The sequence below is a fragment of the Pseudomonas sp. EpS/L25 genome (assembly GCF_001512295.1).
GTDB lineage: Bacteria > Pseudomonadota > Gammaproteobacteria > Pseudomonadales > Pseudomonadaceae > Chryseomonas.
The window spans coordinates 626,511-651,222 of the sequence record NZ_LNUP01000015.1 but is presented as its reverse complement, the minus strand read 5'-3'; the positions used below and the strand labels follow the sequence as shown (position 1 = coordinate 651,222).

Sequence of the window (24,712 nt, the reverse complement as noted above, 5' to 3'; positions counted from 1 at the left end):
CCTTCCAGCGATCCCACATCAACGCTTTCTGGCTTTCGGTGTAGTAGATCCGAGGTCTTTGTTTCATCTGCAACACCCTCCTGCTTACGCAGGATTTAGTGTGTTGCGTTCACCGGTTGAATCCACAGTCGATTGCTGTCATTGGCTTACTCCGGTTTTAGTCTTTTCAGAATTTCGCAACAATTTCGGAAATCGACAAAGGCCTTGCGACGGCGCCACCTACTTGTGCTCCGTACAGCTGCCTCTGAATAGACTCATTCGCTCAGCGCTTACCCTCGAGAAAGGGTCGTAGGGCGGCCAGAACTTCCTGTGGTGACTCCTCCGGTTGCAGATGCCCACCGGGCACAGCGCACCCACGCACGTCGAGCGCCCACCGACGCCAGATGGCCAAGGGCGATTCGCCCCCTTGCTGCTCAGGCCAGAGCACCAGCAGCGGACACCTCAGAAGATGCCCCCGCGCCTGGTCGGCAAGATCGTCGGTGAGGTCCTCTTCGGCTCCGGCCCGGTAGTCTTCGCAGATCGCCCGGCGCACGGCCGGGTCACGAAATGCCTCACGGTAAGCGGCCAGGGCTTGGGGCTCGATCCGCTCGAGACCACCCGCCATCCGCGCCAGGGCCTGGTCGAGAAAGGCATCGGGAGCGGCCGCCAGCAGCCGTTCCGGTAGATCAGCCGGCTGGGCGAGAAAGGTCCAATGGAAGTTCGCCAGCCCCCGCCTGAAGTCGAAGGCCTGCCAGACCTCCGGTGTGGGCACCACGGTGAGCGAGGCGTAGCGCTCGATCCGCGCCGGATGATCCAGCGCCAGGCGGTAGCCGACGCGGGCGCCGCGATCATGGCCGACCACGGCGAAGCGTTGCAGGCCAAGCGCGTCCATCAACTCGATCAAGGCGGCCGCCACGCGCCGCTTGGTCCAACGCGAGCGGTCGTCTCGCTGGCGGCTGGCGCCGTAGCCCGGCAGATCGGGCACCACGACGCGATGGTCCCGGGCCAGTACCGGGGCGATGTAGCGCCAGGCCAGATGGGTCTGGGGATAGCCGTGCAGCAGCAGGACCGCCGGGCCCTGGCCGCCGATCATGCCCTTGAAGCAGGCTGACGCCGTGTCCAGGTGCAGCCGAGTGAAGCCGGGAAAAAGGCAGGGATCGGTCATGGCTGGGAGCGCTCCAGGCGGTCGACGAAGGCGGCGAGGTCACGATTGAAACGGGGCGCCTCTTCCAGGAAGGGCGCATGGCCGGACGCGGCATAGCGGGTCGCTTCGAGGCGCGGATTGAGCGCCCGGGCCCGGGCGATGGATGCCTCGGGATGGACCAGCGCATCCTTTTCACCATAGAGCAACCAGAGCGGCACGCGCATCCGGCCCAACCCCTGGACGGCCGCGACGTCCTGACCCTGAACGGCACTCTGCATGTCCCAGGAGGCCATGGCGGCATTCGCGTAGAGCCGTTGGAACAACGCCGGCGCTGGCGGTGTGGCGAAGCACAGGGCGAGGAAGGTGCGAATCGCCTCCAGATGGGTGCGCAGATCGGGCGAGACCAGGTCCCGATAGACCTCGGGGTGCGGCACGATCTGCGCGGAGGACAACTCGATGCCCCCGTCCACATAGACGACGCCGGCCAAGTCGGCATCGCCATAGGCGGCCAGGTAGTTGGTGATCACCGTGGCGCCCAGCGACCAGCCCACCAGCACCGGTCGCCGGGCCCCGGTGGCGGCGATGACCGTGGCCAGGTCGTCGGCCCAGCGGCGACCCTCGCGGTAAGGCGCGGCACCGGCCGGCTTACCCGACAGGCCGTGGCCGCGGAGGTCGTAGGTAATCAGGCGGAAGCGACTCAGTACGGGGCTGGCGAGCTGGGCTTCCCAATTCAGCCGGCTGCCCAGCAGGCCATGGATGAAAATGATGGGTACGCCGTGGGGATCGCCCTGTTCCTGGACGGCCAGAGACACCCCGTCGGGGGCGGTCACCCGCCATTCGCGGGCCTGGGCGGACAGACCGGTCAGACTCAACAGCAGGATCAGCGACAACAGAGGTAACGGACGCATGGCAGGTCTCCTGGAAGCGGGAACCGCCAGTGTCGAGGCTGACACCAATGTGAGGGTCAAGCCCCCAGGCGCCATGCGATAGTGGCCTGCACTCCCCTTTCCCCTTGCGCCGGATCGTCGTCATGACCGCACCCTCGCCCGCTCTCAGCATCGGTCAGCTCGCTACCGCCACCGGGGTCAGCGTGCGCTCGCTACGTCACTACGAGGCCCAGGGCCTGCTGGTGGCGAGTCGCGGCGCCAATGGCTATCGCCACTTTCCGGCCAGCGCCGTGGCCCAGGTCCGGCAGTTGCAACGGCTGCTCGGCGCCGGCTTCAGCCTGGCGGAGATCCGCGGCTTTCCCGACTGCATGCGCCTGATCGAGGGCGCCCAGGCCTGCCCGGAAACCTCGGCGGCCCAGCGCGAGCGATTGCAGACGCTGGAGCGGCAGATCGAGGAATTGGAAAGCCGGCGCGCCCGCCTGCTAGCGATGTTGCGCGACAGCGAAGCGTCTGGGGCCTGAGCGAGCCTGGCAGGAACCCTGCGTTAGCCCGCCCGGTCCCACCCTTGGGTCGGCCAGGCCAGCACGGTGCGGGCACCCTGCCGAGGAAGACCTCATGCGTTCCCCTCTGTTCATCGCGCTAGTCGCCGGCGGGCTGCTGTCCACTGGCGACACCAGCGCCGCACCGCGCAGCGTACCCTCCATCGAGAGCGAAGACGCCGCCCTGGGCAGCGTGGAGGTCAGCGAGAGCTCCGGGCGCTTCCATCCGCAGTTGGGCATGGACGTGCGCAACGGTGACTTTTCCCGTGGCAACTACGATGACGACGCGGCCAGCCTCGACCGCATCCCGCTGCACGTCCAGGCGGGTTTCGCCCTGGATCTGCACCAGGGGAACGACGGCATGGCCGATGCCTGGCTGGTGTTCAGCAGCAGCAACGGCTTCCACAGCCCCTCCAGCGAGGAACGGGTCAGCCCGCGGCGCTGGTACGAAAGCAACAACCTGCTGGGCCTGGTGGTGTCCCCGGCCGAGGGGCTGCGGGTCGGCTTCGTCTACACGGTCAAGAGCAGCCCCAACGACGTCGCCGCCACCACTCAGGAGGCCAGCCTGACCCTGGCCTACCAGGCCGATAGGGGCCTGGGTGCCTGGCGCCCGGGGCTGGCGGTGACTACCCGCACCCAGGGTGACAGCGGCCTCTATACCCAGGGCAGCCTGGAGCCGGGACTGGATCTTTCGGCCAGCGGCCTGCGCCTCAGCTTCCCCAGTGCCCTGGGGGTGGGCTGGAACGGCTTCTATGGACCGGACTCCGGTGACCGCCTCCATGCCCGCACCGGCCTGGCGCTGGAGCAGCCCTTTCGCTGGGGCGAGACGCGCTGGAGCGCTCGCGCCGAAGCCCTGGCGCTCTATCGCGACGGCGCCCTGCGCGAGTTGAGCGGTCCGGAGGGCGAAACCGACGGCGTGGTGCCCCAGGTGACGCTCAGCCTGTCCATGGCCTATTAGAAGCTGTTCACGATCTCGCGAGCTAGAGCCAAACAAAGCCTGAGGAAGCGGACCGGGCTCGCGCTCGGGTTTACGAGTGGTCAATGAGCATTCCGACGGGGCTGGCCTTCCAGGCCATTTTCAACGCCTTTTGGCCAACGCGCAGCAGACGTTGAACAGGCTCCTAGCCCAACGGCGCCACGCCCAAGCCTTCCACCAGGGTCTCCAGCGCGCGCAGACCGGCCACCGAGTTGCCGTAGCTGTCCAGCCGCGGCGACCAGACGCAGATGCTCAGCTGCCCCGGCACGATGGCGACGATGCCGCCGCCTACCCCGCTCTTGCCCGGTAGGCCGACGCGCCAGGCGAAGTCGCCCGCCGCATCGTAGAGGCCGCAGGTCAGCAGCAGGGCATTGAGCTGGCGGGTCTGCTGGGGCGTGACCACGGCCTGGCCGTCCTGGGGATTGACGCCGCCGTTGGCCAGGAAGGCGAAGGCCCGCGCCACGTCTACGCAATTCATGGCCAGGGCGCAACCGTGGAAATAGACGTCGAGGACGTCGTCCACCTCGCTGTTCAGGTTGCCGTAGGCCTTCATCAGATAGGCCAGGGCGGCGTTGCGCGCCTTGTGCTCCATCTCCGAGCGGGCCACCCGGTCGTCGAAGTTGAGCGCCGGATTGCCGGCCAGCCGCCGCGCCTGCTCGCGCATCATCCAGTGGATGGACATGATGCGCGACACCAGCAGCTCGCAGACCAGCACGGCGCCGGCGTTGATGAAGGGATTGCGCGGGATGCCCTGTTCGCCTTCCAGCTGCACCATGGAGTTGAAGGCCTGGCCGGACGGCTCGCGGCCGACGCGGGTCCAGATGTCCGCCTCGTCCAGCCGCTGCATGGCGATCACCAGGTTGAGCACCTTGGAAATCGACTGGATGGAGAACGGGGTCTCGGCCTCACCCGCCTGCCAGACCTGGCCGTGGACGTCGCACACGGCGATGCCGAATTGGTCCGGCGCCACCTCGGCCAGGGCCGGGATGTAGTCGGCCACCTTGCCTTCGCCGAAGTGGCGCGGCGCGGCGGCGGCGATACGGTCGAGCAGGGGTTGCAGCTGGTGGCGGTCGAAGGGCTCTGCCATGGCGATTCCGAAACGGGCGGGGCGCCAAGTGTAGGGTCCGTGAGCGCCTCAGGCGAGCCCTTCGCGCGGCACCAGCGGCAGGCGAATCTCGAAGCGCGCACCGCCGCGCATACCGGTGTTCAGACTCAGGCGCCCACCCTGGTTTTCCACTGCGCGGCGACTGATGGCCAGGCCCAGACCGAAGCCGCCGGTGGCGCGATCGCGACTGCGATCCAGGCGATAGAAGGGCTCGAAGACCCGCTCGCGCTCCGCCTGAGGAATACCTTCGCCATCGTCTTCGACCGCGATCAGCAGTTCCTCGCCATCGCGACGGACCGTCACCCAGACCTCGCGCTGGCAGTAACGCAGGGCGTTGCCGAGCAGATTTTGCAAGGCCCGGGCGGTGAGGCGCGGCGCCAGCTCGACACGGGCCGGGGCATCGGCAAACGCCAGGTGCACCTCGACGCCGCGGCGTTCCTGCTCCTCGGCGAAATCAGCGAGCACGCTGTCGAGAAAGGCTTCGAGTTCCAGGGTCAGGCGCTCGGGCGGTTGCTGGCTGCTCTGCAGCCGGGCAAAGGACAGCAGCTCATTGACCAGGGCATCCAGTTCGCGGACATGGCGTACCAGTTGCTCCAGTTGGCGGTGGGTCGCGGCCGGCAACGGATCGGCCTGCAGCAGCGCCAGGCCGAATTCGAGGCGCGACAGTGGGGTACGCAGCTCGTGAGAGACGGCGTTGAGCAGGTCGCGCTGCTGGACGATCAGCGCCTCCAGCTCCTGGGCCATGTCATCGAAGGCCCGCGCGACCTCGCCGATGTCCGAGCGCGGCGAAATGGCCGTGCGTTCGTCGAGATGGCCCTTGCCCAGCCGCGCCGCGGTACGCCGCAGCCGTTCCAGGTCACGCCAGTGCGGGCGCAGCCAGACGTACAGACAGATCAACAGGGCCGCACCGATCAGGGCGTTCATCGCCCAGTAGGTCAGGGCGATGTCCATGGGCGCATCGGGGATGCTCACCCACAGCACCTGCCCACCGCGCAGGGGGGCGATGGCCACGCCGATGGCGCCATAGTCGTCCAGCCGGACCCGCGGCGCGCCGGTCGCCAGCGCCTGGCGCTCGACGAGGGTCAGGCGCGCGTCGTCCGGCCACAACAGCTCCAGGCTGACCGGGGCGAGATCGGCGTTCAACCCCTCCAGCAAGGCTGGCCAACGCTCCGGCGGGGTCTCGGCGAAGGTCCGCTGCGCCAGTTTCAGCGGCCCGTTCATCAGTTCCAGGCTGAAGCGGTTGTAGCGCTCGTCGAACACCCGGAGCAGCGCCTCGGGCACCAGGTAGCTGGCGGCGCCGTAGGTCACCAGCAGGATGAGGTAGAGACGGACGAGGATCTTGAGCATCTATTCCCACTCGGCGCGGGAGAGGAGATACCCCTTGCCCCAGACGGTCTTGATCCGCCGGGCCTCTCCGGGATGCTCCTCGAAGCGGCGACGCAACTTGGAGATGGCCACGTCCACCGAACGGTCGACGCCGTTGAATTCGATGCCGCGCAGTTGCTGGATCAACTGGTCGCGGCTGAGCACCTCGCCGGCATGGCGCATGAGGATGGCCAGCAGGTTGAATTCGGTGGACGACAGTTCCACCAGTTGGTCGCGCCACCAGACCTGGCGTTCGCCCGGCAACAGCTGCAGCTGGCCTAAAGTGAGGCGGTCATCGGCGGGCGCCTCGATTAGTTGGCAGCGGCGCAGCAGGGTGCGGATGCGCGCCAGCAGCACCCGCGGCTCGCAGGGCTTGCTGACGTAGTCGTCGGCGCCGATCTCCAGCCCCAGCACCTGGTCATGGCTGTCGTCCAAGGCGGTGAGCATCAGGATCGGCAGGCTCGGCTGGGCGGCGCGCAGCTGGCGACAGACCTGCAGGCCGTCCAGCCCCGGCAGCATGACATCGAGCACCACCAGCTGCGGCCGCAGTCGCTGCACCGCGCCCAGGGCTTCGTCGCCGCGGCCGATGACCGTCACGGCATAGCCCTGGCGGCCCAGGTAGGTGGCGATGAGCTCGGCCAGGGCGATGTCGTCTTCGACGATGAGCAAGGGGATCACGGCAGGTCTTCATGGCGGAAAGTGCCGAGCATAGCCGAGCCCCGGGCGGGCGGGCGCAAGGCTTAACACTCTTTCACAAGAGACCTACAGACGTTTACAGGGAGGCCCGAGCGGGACGCCTACCATGGCGCTCTCCTGGAGGAAGCCCCGATGTCCCTGCCCCGCCCTGCCCTCGGCAGCCTCGTGCTGCTCTGCCTGCTGCTCGCCGCCTGCGACCGTCCGGCCCCGGAAGCTGCCGCGCCGCCTGCGCCCCAGGTACAGGTGGAAACCCTGAGTACCGCGCCCCTGGCCATTGCTAATGAACTCAGTGGCCGCCTGGTGGCACCGCGAACCGCCGAGGTGCGGGCACGGGTCGCCGGCATCGTGCTGCAGCGGGTGTTTCGCGAGGGCAGCGAGGTCAAGGCCGGCGAGGTGCTGTTCCGTATCGATCCGGCGCCCTTGCAGGCCGAAGTGGACAGTGCCGCCGCTACCCTGCGCAAGGCCGAGGCCAGCGCCTTCCAGGCCCGCCGGCTGGCCGAGCGCTATGCGGCGCTGGTGGAGAGCGAGGCGATCAGTCGCCAGGCGCAGGACGATGCCCGCGGTGCCAGCCTGCAGGCGCAGGCCGAGGTGGCTGCGGCCCGGGCGGCGCTCAAGCGGGCGCGGCTGAACCTGGGCTATGCCACGGTCACCGCGCCCATCGCCGGGCGCATCGGCAAGGCCCTGGTCACCGAAGGTGCCCTGGTCGGCCAGGGCGATGCCACGCCGCTGGCGATCATCCAGCAACTGGACCCCATCCATGCCGATGTCTCCCAGTCGACCCGCCAGCTCAAGGCGCTGCGCGATGCGCTGCGGGACGGTCGGCTACAGCAGGTGGCGCCGGATCAGGCGCGGGTGACGCTGCTGCAGGAAGATGGCAGCCCCTATCCCGAGAGCGGCCGCCTGCTGTTCGCCGATCTCGCGGTGGACACCAACACCGGCCAGATCACCCTGCGCAGCCAGTTTCCCAATCCAAGGCGAGATCTCCTGCCAGGCAGCTTCGTGCGGGTACGCCTGGAGCAGGCGCGGCTCGACCAGGGCCTGAGCGTGGTGCAGCGCAGCGCCGGTGGCCAGGCCCAGGTCTGGGTGGTGGACGCCGAAAACAAAGTTGCCCTGCGCGAGGTGCGCCTGGGCCCGGTGGTTGAAGGTCGCTGGGTGGTGGAGTCCGGCCTCGCCGCCGGTGAGCGGGTGTTGCTGTCGGGTCTGCAACAGGCGCAGCCGGGCCTGCTGGTGGCGCCGCAGGAAGCCCAGGCCACCGCGGCGGAGGTGCGCTGATGGCCAGCTTCTTCATCGACCGCCCGGTGTTCGCCTGGGTGGTGGCGCTGTTCATCCTGCTCGCCGGTCTGCTGGCCCTTCCGCAGTTGCCGGTGGCCCAGTATCCCAACGTGGCACCGCCGCAGATCGAGCTGACCCTGAGCTATCCGGGCGCCTCGCCGCAGACCCTGGACGAGAGCGTGGTCAGCCTGGTCGAGCAGGAACTCAATGGCGTCAAGCACCTGCTCTATTTCTCGTCCAGCAGCAGCCAGGGCAGCGCCACCCTGACCGTGACCTTCCAGCCTGGCACCGATCCGGAGCTGGCCAAGGTGGACATCCAGAATCGCCTCAAGGTGGTGGAGCCGCGCCTGCCGCGCGCGGTGACCCAGCAGGGCATCCAGATCGAGGAGACCTCGGCGGGCTATCTGCTGTTCGCCACCCTCACCGCCACCGACGAGCGCCTCGACACCACCGCCCTGAGCGACTACCTGGCGCGCAACGTGGTCAACGAACTGCGCCGCCTGGACGGGGTGGGCAAGGCCCAGCTGTTCGGCGCCGAGCACGCCCTGCGCGTCTGGCTCGATCCCAGTCGCCTGGTGGCGGTCGGCCTGACCCCGGCCGACGTGACCCGGGCCATCGCCGAGCAGAACGTCCAGGTGGCGGCCGGCAGTCTCGGCGAATTGCCCGCGCCCGCTGGCCAGGAGCTGACCGCGCCGGTGCTGGTCAAGGGCCAGCTCAGCGATCCGGCGGAATTCGCCGGCATCCTGCTGCGCGCCGGGGCCGATGGCTCCAGCGTGACCCTGGGCGACGTGGCCCGGGTCGAGGTGGGCAGCCAAAGCTACACCTTCGGCACCCGCCTGGACGGCAAGCCTTCGGTGGCGGTGGGGGTGCAGCTGGCGCCCACCGCCAACGCCCTGGCCACCGCGAAGGCCGTGCGCGCCAAGCTGGCCGAGCTGTCCCGGTACTTTCCGCCGGGGATGAAGGTCGACATTCCCTACGACACGGCGCCCTTCGTCGAGATCTCCATCACCCAGGTCATCCATACCCTGCTGGAGGCCATGGCGCTGGTCTTCGCGGTGATGTACCTGTTCCTGCAGAACCTGCGCTACACCCTGATTCCGACCCTGGTGGTGCCGGTGGCGCTGCTGGGTTCCTGCACCGTGCTGTTGGCGCTGGGCTATTCGATCAATGTGCTGACCCTGTTCGGCATGGTGCTGGCCATCGGCATCCTGGTGGACGATGCCATCGTGGTGGTGGAGAACGTCGAGCGACTCATGGCCAGCGAGGGCCTCGACCCACGCGCCGCCACGCGCAAGGCCATGGGCGAGATCTCCGGCGCCATCGTCGGCATCACCCTGGTGCTGACCGCGGTCTTCGTGCCCATGGCCTTCATGAGCGGTTCGGTGGGCGTCATCTATCGCCAGTTCTCGGCGTCCATGGCGGTGGCCATCCTCCTTTCCGCCTTTCTCGCCCTGAGTCTGACCCCGGCGCTGTGCGCCACCCTGCTCAAGCCGATTCCCCAGGGCACCCATGCCCGCGGCGGCTTCTTCGGCGCCTTCAACCGGGGCTTCGAACGCCTGACCGGCGGCTTCGAAGGCTGGGTGGCCCATGCGATTCGCCGGCTGCTGCCCAATCTCCTGCTGTTCGCCGTCCTGCTGGCGACCCTGGTGGCGCTCTATGGCCGCCTGCCCGGCGCCTTTCTGCCCACCGAGGACCAGGGCTATCTGATCACCGACATCCAGTTGCCACCGGGCGCTACCCAGGAGCGCACCCTCAGGGTGCTCGAGCGCCTGGAGCGCCATTACGCCGCCGAACCCGGGGTGGCCAACGACCTCGTGCTGCTCGGCTTCAGCTTTTCCGGTAGCGGCCAGAACGCCGCCCTGGCCTTCACCACCCTCAAGGACTGGTCCGCCCGCGGCCCGGCCGAGTCCGCCGCGGCCATCGCCGAGCGCGCCAACGTCGTCCTGGCCGGCGAGAGCGAGGCCCAGGGCTTCGCCGTGCTGCCGCCACCGGTGGAGGGCCTGGGCACCTCCAGCGGCTTCGAGGTGCGCCTGCAGGACAGGTCCAACCGCGGCCAGGCGGCGCTCAAGGCCGCCCGGGATGAGTTGCAGGCCAGGCTGGCGGGCAATCCGATCATCGCCTACGTGCGCGAGACCGCCCTGGCCGACAGTGCCCAGGTGCAGTTGGTGGTGGACCGCCGCCAGGCCGCCGCCCTGGGGGTGAGTTTCAACGCCCTCGGCGAGACCCTGGGCACCGCCCTGGGCTCCAGCTACGTCAACGACTTCCCCAACCGCGGACGGATGCAGCAGGTGATCGTCCAGGCCGAATTGGGCAGCCGCAGCCAGGTGGACGACCTGCTGCGCCTGGAGGTACGCAACGAGCGCGGGCGCATGGTGCCGCTGTCCGCCTTCGTCAGCGCCGACTGGACCCAGGGCCCGGCGCAGCTGTCGCGCTACAACGGCTACCCGGCCATCAGCCTGGCCGGCGAGCCACTGCCCGGTCACACCACCGGCGAGGCCATGGCCGAGTTGGACCGCCTGGCCGCCGAACTGCCGCGCGGCTTCGCCCTGGAGTGGACGGCGCTGTCGCTGCAGGAGCGCCTCTCCGCCGGCCAGGCGCCGCTGCTGCTGGGGCTGTCGCTGCTGGTGGTGTTCCTCTGTCTCGCCGCCCTCTACGAGAGCTGGTCGATTCCCACCGCGGTGCTGCTGGTGGTGCCCCTGGGCGTGCTCGGCGCGGTGCTGGCGGTAACCCTGAGAGGCCTGCCCAACGACGTCTTCTTCAAGGTCGGCCTGATCACGGTGATAGGGCTCACGGCGAAGAACGCCATCCTGCTCATCGAATTCGCCAAGCGCCTGCACGACGAAGGTATGGACCTGTACCAGGCCACCTGCCGCGCCGCACGGCTACGGCTGCGACCCATCGTCATGACCTCGCTGGCCTTCATCCTCGGCGTGGTACCCCTGGCCCTGGCCACCGGTGCCAGCTCGGCCAGCCAGCAGGCGGTGGGCACCGGGGTGATCGGCGGCATGCTCGGCGCCACCCTGGCGCTGGTCTTCGTGCCGGTGTTCTTCGTCCTGGTGCTGCGGCTGGTCCGGCGCTGGCGCGCGCCGGAACGCTAGCCTCAGGCGTTGCGGGGGCGCTCGTCGCCCAGCAGCGCGGCGTCCTCGACCGGCGCGGGTGCTGGCGTCCGGGCGCCGACCTTGTCAGAGGTCCGCAGGCTCTGCGGCAGTGCCCAGAACAGCAGGCCGGCGGCCAGCAGGCTGCTGCAGCCAATCAGATAGAGCGCCGGGGTGGTGCTGCCGGTCAGGTCCTTGATGTAGCCCACCATCACCGGGCTGACGATGCCGCCGAATTGCCCCAGGGTGTTGATCAGGGCGATGCCGCCCGCGGCACCCGCTCCCGCGCCGGCCAGCAGTTTCGGCGGCAGCGCCCAGAAGGCCGGGATGGCGGCGACGATGCCGGCGCCCATCAGGGCCAGGGAGAGAATCAGGAAGGTGGTGTGGTTGGCGAAGAGTCCTGCGCTGAAGAACCCCAGGGCGCCGGCGATCACCAGGCCGCAGACGAACTTACGCCGCTCGCCGCTGGCGTCCGAGCACCGTCCCACCACCACCATGCTGATGGCGCCGAAAACGTAGGGCACGGCGGTCAGCAAACCGATGATCGCGGGGCTCTCGGTGCCGGCGCTGCGGATCAGCTGCGGCGCCCAGAAGTTGAGGCCATAGGAGGCCACCTGGATCAGGAAGTAGATCAGCCCGAGCAGCAGGAAGCCCGGCAGCCGGATCGCCGCCAGCAGCGAGCCGTGGGCGTTGTGTTCATGGCGGGCGATGCGGCTGGCCAGGAAGGTCTGCTCCTCGCCGCTGAGCCAGGGCGCATCACTGATGCGGTCGTGCAGCAGGCGCAACACCAGCACGCCCAGCAGCACGCAGGGCAGGCCACCGAGCAGGAACAGCCAGTGCCAGCCGCGCATGCCGAGCAGGCCGTCCATCTGCCCGAGGATCACCCCCGAGACCGGGGCGCCGATCAGCCCGGCGAAGGCCGAGGCGAGGAACAGCGTCGAGGTGATGCGCCCGCGATAGCTCTGCGGAAACCACAGCGTCAGGTAGTAGAGGATGCCCGGCGCGAAGCCGGCTTCCATGGCACCGATCAGGAAGCGCAGCCCATAGAACTGCCATTCGGCGGTGACGAACATCATCAGCGCCGTGGCGATGCCCCAGGAGATCATGATGCGGGCGATCCAGCGCCGGGCGCCGACCTTGTACAGCATCATGTTGCTGGGCACCTCGAACAGCACGTAGCCGACCACGAAGAGCCCCGCGCCCAGGCCATAGGCGGTGTTGCTCAGCGACAGGTCGGCCTGCAGCTGGAACTTGGCGAAGCTGATGTTGATGCGATCGAAGAAGGCGAACAGGTAGCAGACCATGATCAGCGGCATGAGCCGCCAGGCGACCTTGCGGACGATGGCCTGTTCGGTGGCCGCGACGGCGGCGGTAGCGGATGAAGGCATAGCGGTCTCCCGGAAGCGGCCAGGCTGGCGCTCCTTTGTTGTTGTAGTCAGGGCGAACGAGAGGTGCGGGTGGCGTCAGCCGCTGGCCGCGGGCGGCGGATGCAGATCGCCGTTGCGGCCGGCCTTGGCTACCTGGCCGGGGGTGTCGTGACCCAGCAGCGCCGGCAGGGTGCGCGACAAGGCGATCAGCCGTTGCAGATCGATGCCGGTGTCCACGCCGATCTCGGCGCAGAGATTCACCAGATCCTCGGTGCAGATGTTGCCGGAGGCGCCCGGGGCGAAGGGACAGCCACCAAGTCCGCCGAGGGCGGCGTCGAAGCGCCGGGCGCCGGCCTCAAAGGCGGCCAGGACATTGCTCAGGCCCAGGCCGCGGGTGTTGTGGAAATGCAGGGTCAGGGCGGATGCCGGAATCAGTTCCAGCACCTGGCGGACGATCCGCGCCACCTGCCGCGGATTGGCCATGCCGGTGGTGTCGGCGAGGGTGATGCCGGTCATGCCCAGCGCCAGGTAGCGCTGTACCAGTTCGAACACCCAGCCTTCGTCGATGCGCCCCTCGAAGGGGCAACCGAAGGTGGTCGCCACCGTGCCGTTGAGCGAGACCGCCTGCCCCTTGGCCAGTTGCACCACCTCGGCGAAGCTGGCCAGGGACTGCTCGCAACTCATGCGCATGTTGGCGCGATTGTGGGTCTGGCTGGCGGAGAGCACCAGGTTCAGCTCGTCGGCACCTGCCGCCAGGGCGCGCTGGGCACCCTTGAGATTGGGTACCAGGGCGACATAGGTCACCCCGGGCCGGCGGACGATGCCCTGGAACACCGCCTCGCCGTCGCGCAGCATGGGCACCGCCTTGGGCGAAACGAAGGAGCCGGCTTCGATCCGCGAGAAACCCAGCTTGGAAAGTTGGTCGATCAGGGCGATCTTGTCGCTGGTTTCCACCCAGCTCGGCTCGATCTGCAAGCCATCGCGGGGCGCGACTTCCTGGACGATCAGGCGCTCGGTACTCATCGCACCACCCCGGCGTCCTTGAGTCGCTGGATGTCCGTCTCGCTCAGCCCCAGCTCGGCCAGCAGGCCATCGGTGTGCTGACCGAGGGTCGGACCCTGCCAGTTGACCTGGCCTGGGGTGGCCGACAGCTTGGGCACGATCCCTGGCATCTTCAGGGTGGCGCCGTCGGGCAGCGTGGTCTCCAGCAGCATCTCCCGCGCCTGGTAATGGGGATCGGCGACGATGTCGGCGGCCGAATAGATGCGGCCGGCCGGGACCTCGGCGCGTTCGAGGATCTCCAGCACCTCGTCGATGCCGCGGCTGCCGGTCCAGGCGGCGATGGCCTCGTCGATCAGCTCGCAGTGGCGGGCGCGCCCGTCGTTCTGCGCCAGGTCCGGGCGCTCGGCCAGATCGGGTCGGCCGATGGCCTGCATCAGCCGCACATAGATGGGATCGCTGTTGCCGGCGATCACCACGAAACCGCCATCGCCGGTGGGATAGGTGTTGGAGGGTGCGATGCCGGGCAGCGCCCCGCCGGTGCGCTCGCGCACATGGCCGAGCATGGAGTATTCGGGCACCAGGCTTTCCATGACGTTGAACACGCTCTCGACCAGGGAAACATCGACCACCTGGCCGTCGCCCTGGCCGGTCTTGACCCGCAGCACCGACATCAGGGCGCCGATCACCGCGTGCATGGAGGCCAGGGAATCGCCCAGGCTGACCCCGACCCGCGCCGGCGGCACGCCCGGGGTGCCGGTGGTGTAGCGGATGCCGCCCATGGCCTCGCCGATGGCACCGAAGCCGGGGCGATCACGATAGGGGCCGGTCTGGCCGTAGCCGGAGATGCGTACCAGGGTGAGCTTGGGATTGAGGGCGTGCAGCACGTCCCAGCCCAGGCCGAGCTTTTCCAGGGCGCCCGGGCGCAGGTTCTCGATGAGCACGTCGGCACCCTCGGCCAGCTGCTTGACCAGGGCCACGCCCTCGGCGGATCTCAGATTCAGGGCGAGGGACTTCTTGTTGCGCGACTGCAGGTACCACCAGAGCGAGGTGCCCTGGTGCAGCTTGCGCCACTTGCGCAGGGGATCACCCTTGTCCAGGGCTTCGATCTTGATCACCTCGGCACCGAATTCAGCCAGCAGGCGCGCGGCGAAGGGGGCGGCGATGAGCGTGCCGATCTCGATGACACGCAGTCCGGTGAGCGCCGTCATGGCGGGCTAGCCTCGTTGTTATTGGAATGGGCTCGATGCTAGGCCAATCGGGCCGGCGCCGGTTAACGTCTTTCGGCAAGAGGTCTTCGCGAAACGCGAAGACCCGGATTCAGACCTCCAGCAGGTGGTCGTAGAGCAGCCGACTGACCGGCGACAGCGCCTCGACGTCGCGCACCACCAGCGCCAGGCTGCGCTGGGACCAGTCGTCCTCCAGCGCCGCGGCGACCAGCCCGAGCGGTCGCCCGATGAGTTCGAAGGCCTGCAGCGGCAGCACGCCCAGGCCGAACCCGGCCTGCACCATGCGGCACACGGCATCGAAGCCGGGTACATGGATGCGCAGGCGCAAGGCCTTGCCGTGGCTGCGCGCGGCCGCCTTGGTGCGCAGGTTGATGAAGCTGTCGGCATGCAGGCCGACGTGGTCGTCGTCCAGGGTCTCGGCGAACGCCAGCCGCGGTCGTGCGGCCAGGCGATGGTCCGGGCGCATCACCACCACCAGGGTGTCCTGCCGGTAGGGCACGGCCAGCAGGCCGCGGGTATCGGTGTCCGAGGAACAGATGCCCAGGTCGGCGGCGCCTTCCAGGACCCCCTTCACCACCCCGGCGCTGGGTCGCTCGTCCAGGCTGACCTTGACCTGGGGATGCCCCACGGTGAAGGCCTGCAGGTCCTCGGGGAGGAATTCGATGATGGCGGAGATGTTGGCCATCATCCGCACATAGCCGCGCACGCCCTGCAGGTGCTCGCCGACATCGATGCTGATGCGCTCGACGTCGGCGAGGATGCGCTTGGCGTAATGCAGCAGCGTCTCGCCGACCGGGGTGAGGGTGGTGCCCTTGGCGTTGCGCTCGAAGAGTTCGCTGTCGAGCGACCGCTCCAGGTCGTGCAGCCGCTTGCTGGCGGCGGACAGGGCGATCATCTCGCGCTCGGCGGCGCGGGTCAGGGTGCCCTCCTCGTGCACCGCCAGCAGCAGCTGCAGGGAGACCAGGTCGAGGCGGCGGAGCAGGTTGCGGTAGTGCATCGTCTTGGGGTCCTGACGGCCAGAGGTCCTTGTACAGGACCGGACCCGCCCGGGCCAGCCGCCCGCCGCCCGCCGCCGGTCAGAGACCCAGGTCGCTCAAGCCGGGATGGTCGTCCGGCCGCCGGCCTTGGGGCCAGTGGAATAGCCGCTCGGCTTCGGTGATGGGCAGATCGTTGATGCTGGCGTGGCGCTCGGCCATCAGGCCCTGGTCGTCGAAGTGCCAGTTCTCGTTGCCATAGGCGCGATACCACTGGCCGTCTGCGTCCCGCCATTCGTAGGCGAAGCGCACGGCGATACGCGCGCCGTCATGGGCCCAGAGCTCCTTGATCAGCCGGTACTCGTGCTCGCGCTGCCACTTGCGGGTGAGGAAGGCCTCGATGGCGGCGCGGCCCTGGAGGAAATCTGAGCGATTGCGCCAGCGGCTGTCGGCGGTATAGGCCAGGGCCACCTTGGCCGGATCGCGGCTGTTCCAGCCGTCTTCGGCGGCGCGGACCTTCTGGCGGGCGGACTCGAGGGTGAAAGGCGGGACGGGAGGACGGGCAGCGCTCATGGGACTCTCCTGGGCAGATGAGGCTCCAGTGTCGGGCCGCAGCGCGGGTGTCACAAGGTCGAACGGCCCACGGATCCGGCCAAGTCGCTCAGAGCCTGTTCAAAGTCTGCCGCGCGTCGGCCAAACAGCGTTAAAGAGGCCCTGGAAGGCCAGCCCCACCTAGGCGGTCCCGTCGTGATGCTCATTTACCACGCGTAAACTCGCGCGCGAGTCCGATCCGCGTCCTCAGGCCTCTTCGCCTTGTTTGTCTCTAGCTCGCCAGCCTCTGAACAGGCTCTCAGACCTCTACCAAGCGATAGTGCAATCCCCGCACCACCGCCTCGACCCGGTTGCGCGCCCCCAGCTTGCGGGCGGCGGAGTTGAGGTGCAGGTTGACCGTGGCGGTGGATCGGTTGAGGGTCGCGGCGATGCGCTTGGCGGTCAGGCCCTTGGCCGAATACTGCAGGCATTCGCGCTCGCGCGGCGTCAGGCGGATCTGCCCGCAGCGGCGTTCGGCCGGCGCGAGCAGTTCGTCGGCCCGGGCCTGGAAGGCGTGGGCCAGCACCAGGAAGGCGCCCAGGCAGGCTTCGCCGGTGGCCTCGGCGTCCTGGGCGTCGGCATCAAGGATGCCGGTGAAGGTGGCGAAGGCACCACCCGGCAGGTGCAGCGGCACCGTCACCCCGGTGGCCAGGCCGCTGTCACGCACATAGCAGGTGACCGGGCGATGACTGTCACCCAGGTACTCGCGCAGGGCGCTGCGGGTTTCGCTGCGAAACGACCAGACGAAGGGCGTGGCGCGCCGGCTGGCGCATTGCTGCACCGGATCGATCTGGTAGTAGCCGCGCTCGCACCAGAAGGCCTGCATGTCCGCCGGGGCGTTGCGCACCTTGAATACCGAGGGGGTGATGAGTACCCCGTCGTGACTGAGGGGCACCGGCGCGTAGTCGTAGATCAGCGCCTTGCAGCCAAAGCCGTCGGCGGTGTCCTGCATGGCGTCCAGGCAGGCATCGAGGCTGGCCAGGCTGGCGAGGCGGCTGCTGACGGTGAGCAGATCGGCATGCATCTTGGAACTCCCTCGGGGGTCGCGATGGGAGAAAGGAAGCAAAGCCTCTGCCAGTCGCCCGAGTGCTGCTGCAAACCTAGCACTTTTACGGATGGGGCCTGGCTGGCCGCTGGCCTAGAGTCGAGCCTACCCCGCCCTTCGAGGATGCCCCCATGACACAGCACGCTCCGTCCGGCGACGCCGCCGACCTCGCCCGCTTCGGCTACACCCAGGAACTCAAGCGCCAGCTCGGGCTGAAGGACCTGCTCATCTACGGCCTGGTGTTCATGGTGCCCATCGCACCCTTTTCCATCTTCGGCGGGGTGTTCGACGCCAGCCACGGCATGGTGCCCCTCACCTACCTGATCGGCTTCGTCGCCATGCTCTTCACCGCGGTCAGCTACCAGCAGATGTCGCGCGCCTTCCCGGTGGCCGGCTCGGTCTATGCCTACGTCGGGCGCGGCCTGCACCCGGCATTGGGCTTTCTCGCCGGCTGGGCCATCCTGCTCGACTACCTGCTGGTGCCCACCCTGCTCTATGTCATCGGCGCCAACGCCATGGCCAACGTCATCCCGGCGATTCCCCAGCCGCTGTGGATCCTGTTCTTCGTCGGCCTCAACACCCTGGTCAACCTGCGTGGCATCGAGACCACCGCTCGCGCCAACCGGCTGTTCCTCTACGGCCAGCTGGCGGTGCTGCTGGTGTTCGTGGTGCTGGCATCCCTGGCCATCAGCCGCGGGGTCAATGGCGCCGAGTGGAGTCTGAAGCCACTGTACAACCCCCAGGAATTCTCCCTGCCGCTGATCTTCAGCGCCCTCTCGGTGGCGGTGCTGTCCTTCCTTGGCTTCGACGCCATCTCCACCCTCTCCGAAGAGACCCGGGGCGGTAGCCGCGTGGTGGGTCGCGCCACCTTGCTGGCCCTGACCCTGGTAGCCGCACTGTTCATGGTGCAGACCTGGCTGGCCGCGCTGCTGCAGCCTAACCTGATCCAGTACCCCGACGCCGACGCCTCCAACAACGCCTTCTACGAGATCGGCCGGCTGATCGCCGGCCCCTGGCTGCAGGTGGTGATCGCCCTCGCCGTGGCCATCGGCGCCGCCATCGCCAACGCCCTGGTGGCCCAGGCCGCCACCTCGCGCCTGCTGTTCGCCATGGCGCGCGACCGCCAGTTGCCGCAGTTCCTCCGTCACATTCATCCGGTCACCCGGGTGCCCCAGCGCGCCATCCTGCTGGTGGCCGCCTTGAGCCTGGTGCTGGGCCTGTTCTTCGTCGGCCAGATCAACCTGCTGGCGTCCATGTGCAATTTCGGTGCACTGACCGCCTTCCTGCTCCTGCATGTGGCAGTGGCCTGGCATCACCGCGGCGCCGGTCGGCCGCTGCTGCACGGCCTGATCCCCCTGGTCGGCTTCATCATCCTGGCCTATGTGCTGTACAACGCCGATATCTATGCCAAGGTCGGCGGCAGCTGCTGGATGGTGCTGGGCCTGGCCGTGCTGGCCTTCCTCGCCATCAGCGGCCGGACCACGGAATTCAAGGCCAACGACGCCGCCCTCTGACGGCAGCCGAGGCGGCTGGGGCGCCCGTGGCCCCGGCCCTTCAGCGGTGTGGCGCACGGGCCGCGACCCGTCGCGGCAGCGTTCCCCACAGCGAGGCGATGACGATCAACAGCCCACCCAGCCAGCCCCAGAGGCCGAGGCGTTCATCCAGCCAGAAGCTGGCGAACAGCGCCCCGAACAGCGGCTCGGCCCCCATCAGCAGCGCCACGCGGGTCGCGCTGGTCCGCCCCAGGGCGTAGTTCTGGGCGAGAAAGGCGCCCAGGGTGCAGAACAGCACCAGGTAGCCGGTGGCGAGCCAGAAGCCGGGTTGCACCGGCAGCGGTGCCAGGCCCGGCCCGAGGGCGAACAGCAGCAGACAGGCCAGGCCCACCACCCCGGTCTGGACCGCGGTCAGCGCCAGGGCCGGGACTGGCGCGGCGGCGCGTTGCAGCCGGCGCCGTACCACGCAGACGTTCACCGCCCGCAGCACCGCCGCCAGCAGGATCAGGCCATCGCCCAGGTTGAGACTCAGGGTGATCCCCCGGGTGAGCAGCCCGGCACCCACCACCGCCAGGGCCGCCGCGCCAAGCGCCCGGGGTTCGGGCTGCTGGCCCAGCAACCACCATTCGGCGAAGGGCGTCAGGGCCACGCAGAGACTGATGAGAAAGGCGGCGTTGCTGGCGCTGGTCAGGGCCACGCCGAAGGTTTCGGCGAGAAAGATCGCCAGCAGCAGCAGGCCGGTCGGCACTCCGGGTCGCCAGGCGCGACGGCCGGCGCCGCGCAGCGTGGGAGCCAGCAGCAGCGCGGTGAGGCAGAAGCGCAGTGCCAGGTAGCCCAGCACCGGATAGAGCACCACGGCATCCTTGACCACGGCATAGCTGGTGCCCCAGACCAGAGCGGTGGCGAGCAGCAGGCCCTCGGCCAGGCCGAAGGTGGAGCGTTGCGACATGACAGCTTCTCCTTGAACGGGCCGCCAGTGTGCCCATCGCAGGTGCCCGCCATAAGCCGGCCGAGGCGCATAGCTCTTGTTCCCCCGGGGAAGCAATGGCAGCCTTTCCAACCCTATTGCTTCCTGCGGACATTGGCATGGATCTCCTGCGCGCCCTCCCCTTGCTACCTTGCATGGTCGCCTTCGCCAAGGTGGTGGAGACCGGTAGTTTCACCGCCGCCGCCCGGCTGCTGAACGCCACGCCCTCGGCGGTCAGCCGCCAGGTCGCACGACTGGAACGGGAGCTGGGCGTACGTCTGCTGCAACGCACCACCCGCCAGCTGCGCCTGAGCGACGCCGGACGCGAGGTGCTCGAACATTGCCAACGACTGCTCGCCGCCGCCGGCGCCGCCCTGGATAGCGGCCAGCAGCATCGCGATGAACCGCGCGGCCAGGTGCGCCTCGCCGTGCCCAAGGCGGTCGGCAATCGGCTGATCGCCCCGCTGCTGCCGGACTTCTTCCAGCGCTATCCCGAGGTGGATCTGCAACTGCGCCTGGACGACCGCCCACTGGATCCCATCGCCGACGACCAGGACCTGCTGGTGCGCATCACCGAGCAGCCGCCCGCCGGCTTCGTCGCCCGCCCGCTGCGGCAGATGGATTTCGTGCTCTGCGCCAGTCCGGCCTATCTTCAGCGCCACGGCATGCCCCAGCAGCCCCAGGCGCTGGCCGAGCACGACTGCCTCTACCTGGGCGAAACCCCGGGCGACCAGCGCTGGCAACTGCGCCGCGGCGACCGGGTGGAAAGCGTGACGGTGCGCGGCCGCCTGGCCTGCAACCACAGCGGCGTGCGCCTGGAAGCCGCCTTCGCCGACCTCGGCATCGCCTGCCTGCCGGCCTTCGCCGCCGAAGCCGGTCTGGCCGACGGCAGCCTGCTGAGGGTGCTACCCGACTGGCAATACCTCGGCCCCTACCAGGGCACCGCCTGGCTGCTCTATCCGCCGGATCGCCAGCTACCGGCGGCGGTCAGGGTGCTGGTGGATTTCCTGGTGGAGCGGCTCAGGCCTGCGCCAGTTTCAGGCTAACACCGCCACCGACTTGAGCTGCGCCCAGACCCGGCTGCCCGGCCGCAGCCCCAGCCGCTCCAGCGAATAGCGGGTGATCCGCGCCAGCAGCGCCGCGTCGCCCAGGTCCAGGCGCAAGAGCACCTGGGCCGGCGAGCGGGTCGGGGCGATCTCGGCGACGGTAGCGGGCAGCACATTGAGGATGCTGCTGTGCTGGCGTTCCAGGCTGAGGCTGACGTCCCGCGCCAGCACCTTGATACGCAGCGGCTGGCCGGGCGGCAGCGGCGCATGGGCCAGCAGCACGCGCTGCTCGCCGGCCAGGCCCAGGCTGAGCAGGCCGTAGTCCGGGTCATGACCCAACACCCGCCCTGCCAGCACCACTCCGGCGTCATCGGCCAGGGCGATGGGCAGGTCCAGGCGCGCCAGTACCTCGGTGGTCGGCCCGCTGGCCAGTACCCGGCCTCGCTCCAGCAGCACCAGGTGGTCGGCCAGCCGCGCCACCTCGTCGGGGGCATGGCTGACATAGAGGATCGGCAGCGCCAGCTCGAGTGTCAGGCGTTCCAGATAGGGCAGGATCTCCGCCTTGCGCTCGGCGTCCAGCGCCGCCAGGGGTTCGTCCATCAGCAGCAACCTCGGACTGGTCAGCAGCGCCCGGGCAATGCCGACCCGCTGGCGCTCGCCACCGGAAAGGCGCGCCGGCATCCGGGTGAGCAGCCCTTCGATGCCCAGCAACTCGACGATCTGCTCCAGCTCCAGTCGACGTTCGACGGGCGCTACCCGCCGCCAACCGAACAGCAGGTTGCGGCGCACGTCCAGGTGCTCGAACAGGTTGGCGTCCTGGAAGACGTAGCCCAGGGCGCGTTTGTGCGACGGTAGGAACAGGCCGCGGTCGCTGTCCTGCCAGGTCTCCCCCGCCACCACCAGGCGGCCGCGGGCCGCGGGTTCGAGGCCGGCCACGCATCTCAGGCAACTGGTCTTGCCGGAACCCGAAGGGCCGAACAGGGCGGTGACGCCACTACCGGGCAGGGCGAGGTCCACGTCCAGCATGAAGCCGGCGTGGCGCAGTTCGAAACGTGCCGCGAGACTCATGTCCAGGCCGACCGCCCGCGGCGACCATAGAGCAGCAGGAGGACCACGAAGGAGAAGGCCAGCATGCCCCCGGCCAGGAGGTGCGCCTGGGCATACTCCATGGCTTCCACATGATTGAAGATCTGGGTGGAGACCACCTGGGTCCGCCCGGGGATGTTGCCACCGATCATCAGCACCACGCCGAATTCGCCCACGGTGTGGGCGAAGCCGAGGATGGCGGCGGTGATGAAACCTGGACGCGCCAGCGGCAGCACCACATGGAAGAAGGTGTCCAGCGGACTGGCCCTGAGGGTGGCCGCCGCCTCCAGGGGGCGCGGGCCGATGGCCTCGAAGGCGTTCTGCAGCGGCTGCACCACGAAGGGCAGCGAATAGCACAGCGAACCCACCACCAGCCCGGCGAAGCTGAAGGGCAGCCGCCCCAGCCCGAGGGCGGAGGTCGCCTGCCCCACCCAACCCTCCGGCCCCATGGCCAACAGCAGGTAGAAACCGATCACCGTGGGCGGCAGCACCAAGGGCAAGGCCACCAGGGCGCCGATGGGCCCCTTGAGCCAGGAACGGGTGCGCGCCAGCCACCAGGCGATGGGCGTGCCCAGTACCAGGAGCAGCAGGGTGGTCACGCTGGCCAGTTCCAGGGTCAGGCGAATCGCCGCCCAGTCCGCTGCGGTCAGGCTCATGGCGTCACTGCCGGTAGCCGTAGGCCTTGAGCACCGCGGCCGCCTGGGGGCCCTTGAGATAGGCCAGCAGCGCCTTGGCCGCCGCCTGATCCTTACCCGGCTCCAGCAGCACGGCGTCCTGGCGGATCGGTTCATAGAGTTCGGCCGGCACGATCCAGGCCGAGCCTTCCTTGACCTTGCCATCCTGGTAGATCTGCGACAGGGCGACGAAGCCCAGCTCGGCATTGCCGGTGGCGACGAACTGGTAGGTCTGGGTGATGTTCTGGCCTTCCACCAGCCTGGTCTTGACCGCTTCGGTCAGGCCCAGCTTGTCCAGCACCTGGGTAGCCGCCAGGCCATAGGGGGCCGTCTTGGGATTGGCGACGGCCAGGTGCGTGAAGCCATTCTGCTTGAGCACCGCGCCCTTCCCATCCACATAGCCAGTCTTGGGCGACCAGAGCGCCAGGGTGCCGATGGCATAGGTGAAGCGCGACCCCTTGACCGCCGCACCCTCGCCTTCCAGCTTGGCCGGGGTACTGTCGTCAGCGGAGAGGAAGACTTCGAAGGGTGCGCCGTTCTTGATCTGGGCATAGAGCTGGCCGGTGGCGCCGCTGGAGATGACCAGGTGATGGCCGGTGTCCTGGGCGAATCGTTCGGCGATGGCCTTGAGCGGCGCGCTGAAGTTGGCGGCCACGGCCACCTGGACCTCGTCGGCGAGGACGGAGGTGGCCAGGGTACTGGCGACCAGGCCACAGAGCAGGGACAAACGGAGGGGCGTCATGCGGAGATTCTCTCAGGGTGGGATTCAGGACGCGCTCATCAGCAAGACACTGGCGGCGCTGAAACAGGCGCAGGCGGCCAACCCGGGGACGAGCCCCAGCTGACGACTGCTAGCGGCGGTCAGGGTGGCGGTGATCCGGCGGCCCGCCGGTAGCTCCAGGACCACCTCATGGTTGACTGGCCCTTCGTGGACCCGCTCGACCGCGCCCCACAACTGGTTCTGCGCCGACAACCGCAGGCCCGGATCGGTGCCGATCAGCACCGCGGAGGCCTTGACCAGCGCCACCACGGCACGCCCCGGCGCCAGACGTAGCTGCTCGGCGCTCTCACGGGTGACCAGTGCGGTGAGTTCGGTGGCGTCGTCCAGGCGCAGGATCACGACGCTTTCCACATCGCTATGCTCCAGGGCAGTCACCTGGCCGGAGAACTGGTTGCGGGCACTGCTGCGCCAGTTGAGGTTGAGCAGCAACTGGCGAAAATCCGCCACCTCGGTGCGGCTGGCCTCGTCGAGTCCGGCCGCCACCCGGTCCAGGGTGGTCTGGTAGTGCTGTTCCAGGGCGCGATAGAAGGCCACCACGCGCTGGCCATAGTCGGTCAGCCGGGTGCCGCCACCGCCGCTGCCGCCCGCGCTACGCGCCACCAGGGGCTGCGCGGAAAGGTTGTTGATCTGGTCCACCGCATCCCAGGCCGCCTTGTAGGACAGCGGCACCCGCTTGGCCGCCTGGCTGATGGAGCCGGTGGCGGCGATGGCCTCCAGCAGGCGGATACGGGTCTGGGTCAGCTCGGCGCCGACGCTGCTTTCCAGCGACAGATGGGCGATGAAGGGCGAGGCGCTCATGCCGGGCACTCCCGGCGCTCGGGTTGTATGACTACAACGCTCCGACCTAGAGTGGCGCCCTGAGCCTCTTCCCCCGCGTTCAGGAGCGAAATCCCATGAAGGTCAGTGCCCGCAATGTGTTCCAGGGAACCGTCAGCCAGGTGCGCGAAGGCGCGGTGAATGCAGAGGTGACCCTGGCGCTGCCAGGCGGTACCGAGCTGGTGGCGGTGGTCACCCTGGACAGCGCCAGCCGCCTGGGCCTGGCGCCGGGCCGGCCGGCCGTGGCCCTGGTCAAGGCGCCCTGGGTGATGGTGATGACCGCCGATAGCGGCCTGCGCCTGTCGGCGCGCAATTGCCTGGCCGGCACGGTCGAGAGCGTCAGCGATGGCGCGGTCAATGCCGAGGTCTGCATCGCCCTGCCCGGCGGCAGCCGCGTGGTGGCCATGGTCACCCGCGACGCGGTGCAAGGGCTGCAGTTGGCTCCGGGCGTCGCCGCCACGGCGGTGTTCAAGGCGTCTCATGTGATCCTCGGCGTGCCGGCCTGATCGTGAAACCAAGCGGAACGGGTCCGTTTCGAGCGTTATAGCATGAGGTATATAGCGAAAGACAAAAAGAAACGCCGACA

23 protein-coding genes are annotated in these 24,712 nt (G+C 68.7%); 7 read left to right on the top strand and 16 right to left on the bottom strand.

Going from position 1 to position 24,712, the window contains the following annotated elements; all coding sequences use genetic code 11:
• Positions 1–262: 262 nt before the first annotated feature.
• Positions 263–1,144 (bottom strand): alpha/beta fold hydrolase, encoded by an 882-nt coding sequence (locus AR540_RS19510; protein WP_059231172.1) that lies wholly within the window; start codon positions 1,142–1,144, stop codon positions 263–265.
• Positions 1,141–2,031, bottom strand: a complete 891-nt coding sequence (locus AR540_RS19505) for an alpha/beta fold hydrolase (RefSeq protein WP_059231170.1) — start codon at positions 2,029–2,031, stop codon at positions 1,141–1,143. Before AR540_RS19505 ends, AR540_RS19510 begins: the two co-directional genes overlap by 4 nt.
• Positions 2,032–2,153: 122 nt before the next feature.
• On the opposite strand from AR540_RS19505, the gene AR540_RS19500 reads away from it, so the two are divergent.
• Together AR540_RS19500 and AR540_RS19495 are read left to right on the top strand one after the other, a co-directional pair.
• Positions 2,154–2,531, top strand: a complete 378-nt coding sequence (locus AR540_RS19500; protein ID WP_059231168.1) for a MerR family transcriptional regulator — start codon at positions 2,154–2,156, stop codon at positions 2,529–2,531.
• Positions 2,532–2,625: 94 nt separating this feature from the next.
• The gene (locus AR540_RS19495; protein ID WP_059231165.1) at positions 2,626–3,507 is read left to right on the top strand and encodes a hypothetical protein; all 882 of its coding nucleotides are present in this window, start codon (positions 2,626–2,628) and stop codon (positions 3,505–3,507) included.
• A gap of 163 nt (positions 3,508–3,670) precedes the next feature.
• On the opposite strand, the gene glsB is transcribed toward AR540_RS19495, so the two are convergent.
• From glsB to AR540_RS19480, 3 genes are all read right to left on the bottom strand, one after another.
• Positions 3,671–4,585, bottom strand: a complete 915-nt coding sequence (gene glsB, locus AR540_RS19490) for a glutaminase B (protein ID WP_059231608.1) — start codon at positions 4,583–4,585, stop codon at positions 3,671–3,673.
• A gap of 75 nt (positions 4,586–4,660) precedes the next feature.
• A complete protein-coding gene (locus AR540_RS19485; RefSeq protein WP_059231163.1) occupies positions 4,661–5,977 on the bottom strand; it encodes an ATP-binding protein in 1,317 nt (438 codons plus the stop codon).
• Entirely contained in the window at positions 5,978–6,673 is a 696-nt protein-coding gene (locus tag AR540_RS19480) for a response regulator transcription factor (RefSeq protein ID WP_082707051.1), read from the bottom strand.
• 150 nt (positions 6,674–6,823) lie between these two features.
• On the opposite strand from AR540_RS19480, the gene AR540_RS19475 reads away from it, so the two are divergent.
• A complete protein-coding gene (locus tag AR540_RS19475; RefSeq protein WP_059231161.1) occupies positions 6,824–7,963 on the top strand; it encodes an efflux RND transporter periplasmic adaptor subunit in 1,140 nt (379 codons plus the stop codon).
• Positions 7,963–11,061: a multidrug efflux RND transporter permease subunit gene (locus AR540_RS19470; protein ID WP_059231159.1), complete on the top strand. Its 3,099-nt coding sequence runs from the start codon at positions 7,963–7,965 to the stop codon at positions 11,059–11,061. The genes AR540_RS19475 and AR540_RS19470 overlap by 1 nt, the downstream gene beginning before the upstream one ends.
• A 2-nt stretch (positions 11,062–11,063) precedes the next feature.
• On the opposite strand, the gene AR540_RS19465 is transcribed toward AR540_RS19470, so the two are convergent.
• From AR540_RS19465 to AR540_RS19440, 6 genes are all read right to left on the bottom strand, one after another.
• The gene (locus AR540_RS19465) at positions 11,064–12,446 is read right to left on the bottom strand and encodes an MFS transporter (protein WP_059231157.1); all 1,383 of its coding nucleotides are present in this window, start codon (positions 12,444–12,446) and stop codon (positions 11,064–11,066) included.
• A 75-nt stretch (positions 12,447–12,521) separates the two neighbouring features.
• Positions 12,522–13,448, bottom strand: coding sequence for a hydroxymethylglutaryl-CoA lyase (locus AR540_RS19460; RefSeq protein WP_059231155.1), 927 nt, complete (start codon positions 13,446–13,448; stop codon positions 12,522–12,524).
• The gene (locus AR540_RS19455; RefSeq protein ID WP_059231153.1) at positions 13,445–14,635 is read right to left on the bottom strand and encodes a CaiB/BaiF CoA transferase family protein; all 1,191 of its coding nucleotides are present in this window, start codon (positions 14,633–14,635) and stop codon (positions 13,445–13,447) included. The genes AR540_RS19460 and AR540_RS19455 overlap by 4 nt, the downstream gene beginning before the upstream one ends.
• Before the next feature lie 109 nt (positions 14,636–14,744).
• Entirely contained in the window at positions 14,745–15,650 is a 906-nt protein-coding gene (locus tag AR540_RS19450) for a LysR family transcriptional regulator (protein ID WP_059231151.1), read from the bottom strand.
• Between the two features lie 79 nt (positions 15,651–15,729).
• Positions 15,730–16,200 carry a nuclear transport factor 2 family protein gene (locus AR540_RS19445; protein WP_059231149.1) on the bottom strand — a complete coding sequence of 157 codons (471 nt, stop codon included), beginning with the start codon at positions 16,198–16,200 and terminating at the stop codon, positions 15,730–15,732.
• 277 nt (positions 16,201–16,477) lie between these two features.
• Complete coding sequence (locus AR540_RS19440) at positions 16,478–17,242, bottom strand: LuxR family transcriptional regulator (RefSeq protein ID WP_059231147.1); 765 nt, start codon at positions 17,240–17,242, stop codon at positions 16,478–16,480.
• A 152-nt stretch (positions 17,243–17,394) separates the two neighbouring features.
• Here AR540_RS19440 and AR540_RS19435 point away from each other — a divergent pair, with 152 nt between their 5' ends.
• Positions 17,395–18,777, top strand: coding sequence for an APC family permease (locus AR540_RS19435; protein WP_059231145.1), 1,383 nt, complete (start codon positions 17,395–17,397; stop codon positions 18,775–18,777).
• Between the two features lie 40 nt (positions 18,778–18,817).
• Here AR540_RS19435 and AR540_RS19430 read toward each other — a convergent pair whose 3' ends face one another.
• Complete coding sequence (locus AR540_RS19430; protein ID WP_059231143.1) at positions 18,818–19,705, bottom strand: DMT family transporter; 888 nt, start codon at positions 19,703–19,705, stop codon at positions 18,818–18,820.
• A gap of 137 nt (positions 19,706–19,842) precedes the next feature.
• Between AR540_RS19430 and AR540_RS19425 the strand changes: the two genes are divergently transcribed.
• Positions 19,843–20,769, top strand: coding sequence for a LysR family transcriptional regulator (locus AR540_RS19425; RefSeq protein ID WP_059231141.1), 927 nt, complete (start codon positions 19,843–19,845; stop codon positions 20,767–20,769).
• Here the strand turns inward: AR540_RS19425 and modC are convergent.
• The 4 genes from modC to AR540_RS19405 are packed head-to-tail and all read right to left on the bottom strand — an operon-like array spanning position 20,761 to position 24,108.
• On the bottom strand, positions 20,761–21,837 hold the full coding sequence (modC, locus tag AR540_RS19420; RefSeq protein ID WP_059231139.1) for a molybdenum ABC transporter ATP-binding protein: 1,077 nt from the start codon (positions 21,835–21,837) through the stop codon (positions 20,761–20,763). The two genes, AR540_RS19425 and modC, sit on opposite strands and share 9 nt — an antisense overlap.
• Complete coding sequence (gene modB, locus AR540_RS19415; RefSeq protein ID WP_059231137.1) at positions 21,834–22,511, bottom strand: molybdate ABC transporter permease subunit; 678 nt, start codon at positions 22,509–22,511, stop codon at positions 21,834–21,836. The genes modC and modB overlap by 4 nt, the downstream gene beginning before the upstream one ends.
• Before the next feature lie 4 nt (positions 22,512–22,515).
• Positions 22,516–23,271, bottom strand: a complete 756-nt coding sequence (gene modA / locus AR540_RS19410) for a molybdate ABC transporter substrate-binding protein (RefSeq protein ID WP_059231135.1) — start codon at positions 23,269–23,271, stop codon at positions 22,516–22,518.
• A 24-nt stretch (positions 23,272–23,295) separates the two neighbouring features.
• Entirely contained in the window at positions 23,296–24,108 is an 813-nt protein-coding gene (locus tag AR540_RS19405; protein WP_059231134.1) for a TOBE domain-containing protein, read from the bottom strand.
• A 95-nt stretch (positions 24,109–24,203) separates the two neighbouring features.
• Between AR540_RS19405 and AR540_RS19400 the strand changes: the two genes are divergently transcribed.
• Positions 24,204–24,632 (top strand): TOBE domain-containing protein, encoded by a 429-nt coding sequence (locus AR540_RS19400; RefSeq protein WP_059231132.1) that lies wholly within the window; start codon positions 24,204–24,206, stop codon positions 24,630–24,632.
• Positions 24,633–24,712: the final 80 nt, after the last annotated feature.

Coding starts and splice junctions, on each gene's coding strand:
- AR540_RS19510 (WP_059231172.1), bottom strand. CDS start 1,144: ATGACCGATCCCTGCCTTTTTCCCGGCTTCACTCGGCTGCACCTGGAC.
- AR540_RS19485 (WP_059231163.1), bottom strand. CDS start 5,977: ATGCTCAAGATCCTCGTCCGTCTCTACCTCATCCTGCTGGTGACCTAC.
- AR540_RS19445 (WP_059231149.1), bottom strand. CDS start 16,200: ATGAGCGCTGCCCGTCCTCCCGTCCCGCCTTTCACCCTCGAGTCCGCC.
- modA (WP_059231135.1), bottom strand. CDS start 23,271: ATGACGCCCCTCCGTTTGTCCCTGCTCTGTGGCCTGGTCGCCAGTACC.
- AR540_RS19465 (WP_059231157.1), bottom strand. CDS start 12,446: ATGCCTTCATCCGCTACCGCCGCCGTCGCGGCCACCGAACAGGCCATC.
- modC (WP_059231139.1), bottom strand. CDS start 21,837: ATGAGTCTCGCGGCACGTTTCGAACTGCGCCACGCCGGCTTCATGCTG.
- modB (WP_059231137.1), bottom strand. CDS start 22,511: ATGAGCCTGACCGCAGCGGACTGGGCGGCGATTCGCCTGACCCTGGAA.
- AR540_RS19495 (WP_059231165.1), top strand. CDS start 2,626: ATGCGTTCCCCTCTGTTCATCGCGCTAGTCGCCGGCGGGCTGCTGTCC.
- AR540_RS19430 (WP_059231143.1), bottom strand. CDS start 19,705: ATGTCGCAACGCTCCACCTTCGGCCTGGCCGAGGGCCTGCTGCTCGCC.
- AR540_RS19405 (WP_059231134.1), bottom strand. CDS start 24,108: ATGAGCGCCTCGCCCTTCATCGCCCATCTGTCGCTGGAAAGCAGCGTC.
- AR540_RS19455 (WP_059231153.1), bottom strand. CDS start 14,635: ATGACGGCGCTCACCGGACTGCGTGTCATCGAGATCGGCACGCTCATC.
- AR540_RS19400 (WP_059231132.1), top strand. CDS start 24,204: ATGAAGGTCAGTGCCCGCAATGTGTTCCAGGGAACCGTCAGCCAGGTG.
- AR540_RS19435 (WP_059231145.1), top strand. CDS start 17,395: ATGACACAGCACGCTCCGTCCGGCGACGCCGCCGACCTCGCCCGCTTC.
- AR540_RS19475 (WP_059231161.1), top strand. CDS start 6,824: ATGTCCCTGCCCCGCCCTGCCCTCGGCAGCCTCGTGCTGCTCTGCCTG.
- AR540_RS19440 (WP_059231147.1), bottom strand. CDS start 17,242: ATGCATGCCGATCTGCTCACCGTCAGCAGCCGCCTCGCCAGCCTGGCC.
- AR540_RS19470 (WP_059231159.1), top strand. CDS start 7,963: ATGGCCAGCTTCTTCATCGACCGCCCGGTGTTCGCCTGGGTGGTGGCG.
- AR540_RS19450 (WP_059231151.1), bottom strand. CDS start 15,650: ATGCACTACCGCAACCTGCTCCGCCGCCTCGACCTGGTCTCCCTGCAG.
- AR540_RS19425 (WP_059231141.1), top strand. CDS start 19,843: ATGGATCTCCTGCGCGCCCTCCCCTTGCTACCTTGCATGGTCGCCTTC.
- AR540_RS19500 (WP_059231168.1), top strand. CDS start 2,154: ATGACCGCACCCTCGCCCGCTCTCAGCATCGGTCAGCTCGCTACCGCC.
- AR540_RS19505 (WP_059231170.1), bottom strand. CDS start 2,031: ATGCGTCCGTTACCTCTGTTGTCGCTGATCCTGCTGTTGAGTCTGACC.
- AR540_RS19460 (WP_059231155.1), bottom strand. CDS start 13,448: ATGAGTACCGAGCGCCTGATCGTCCAGGAAGTCGCGCCCCGCGATGGC.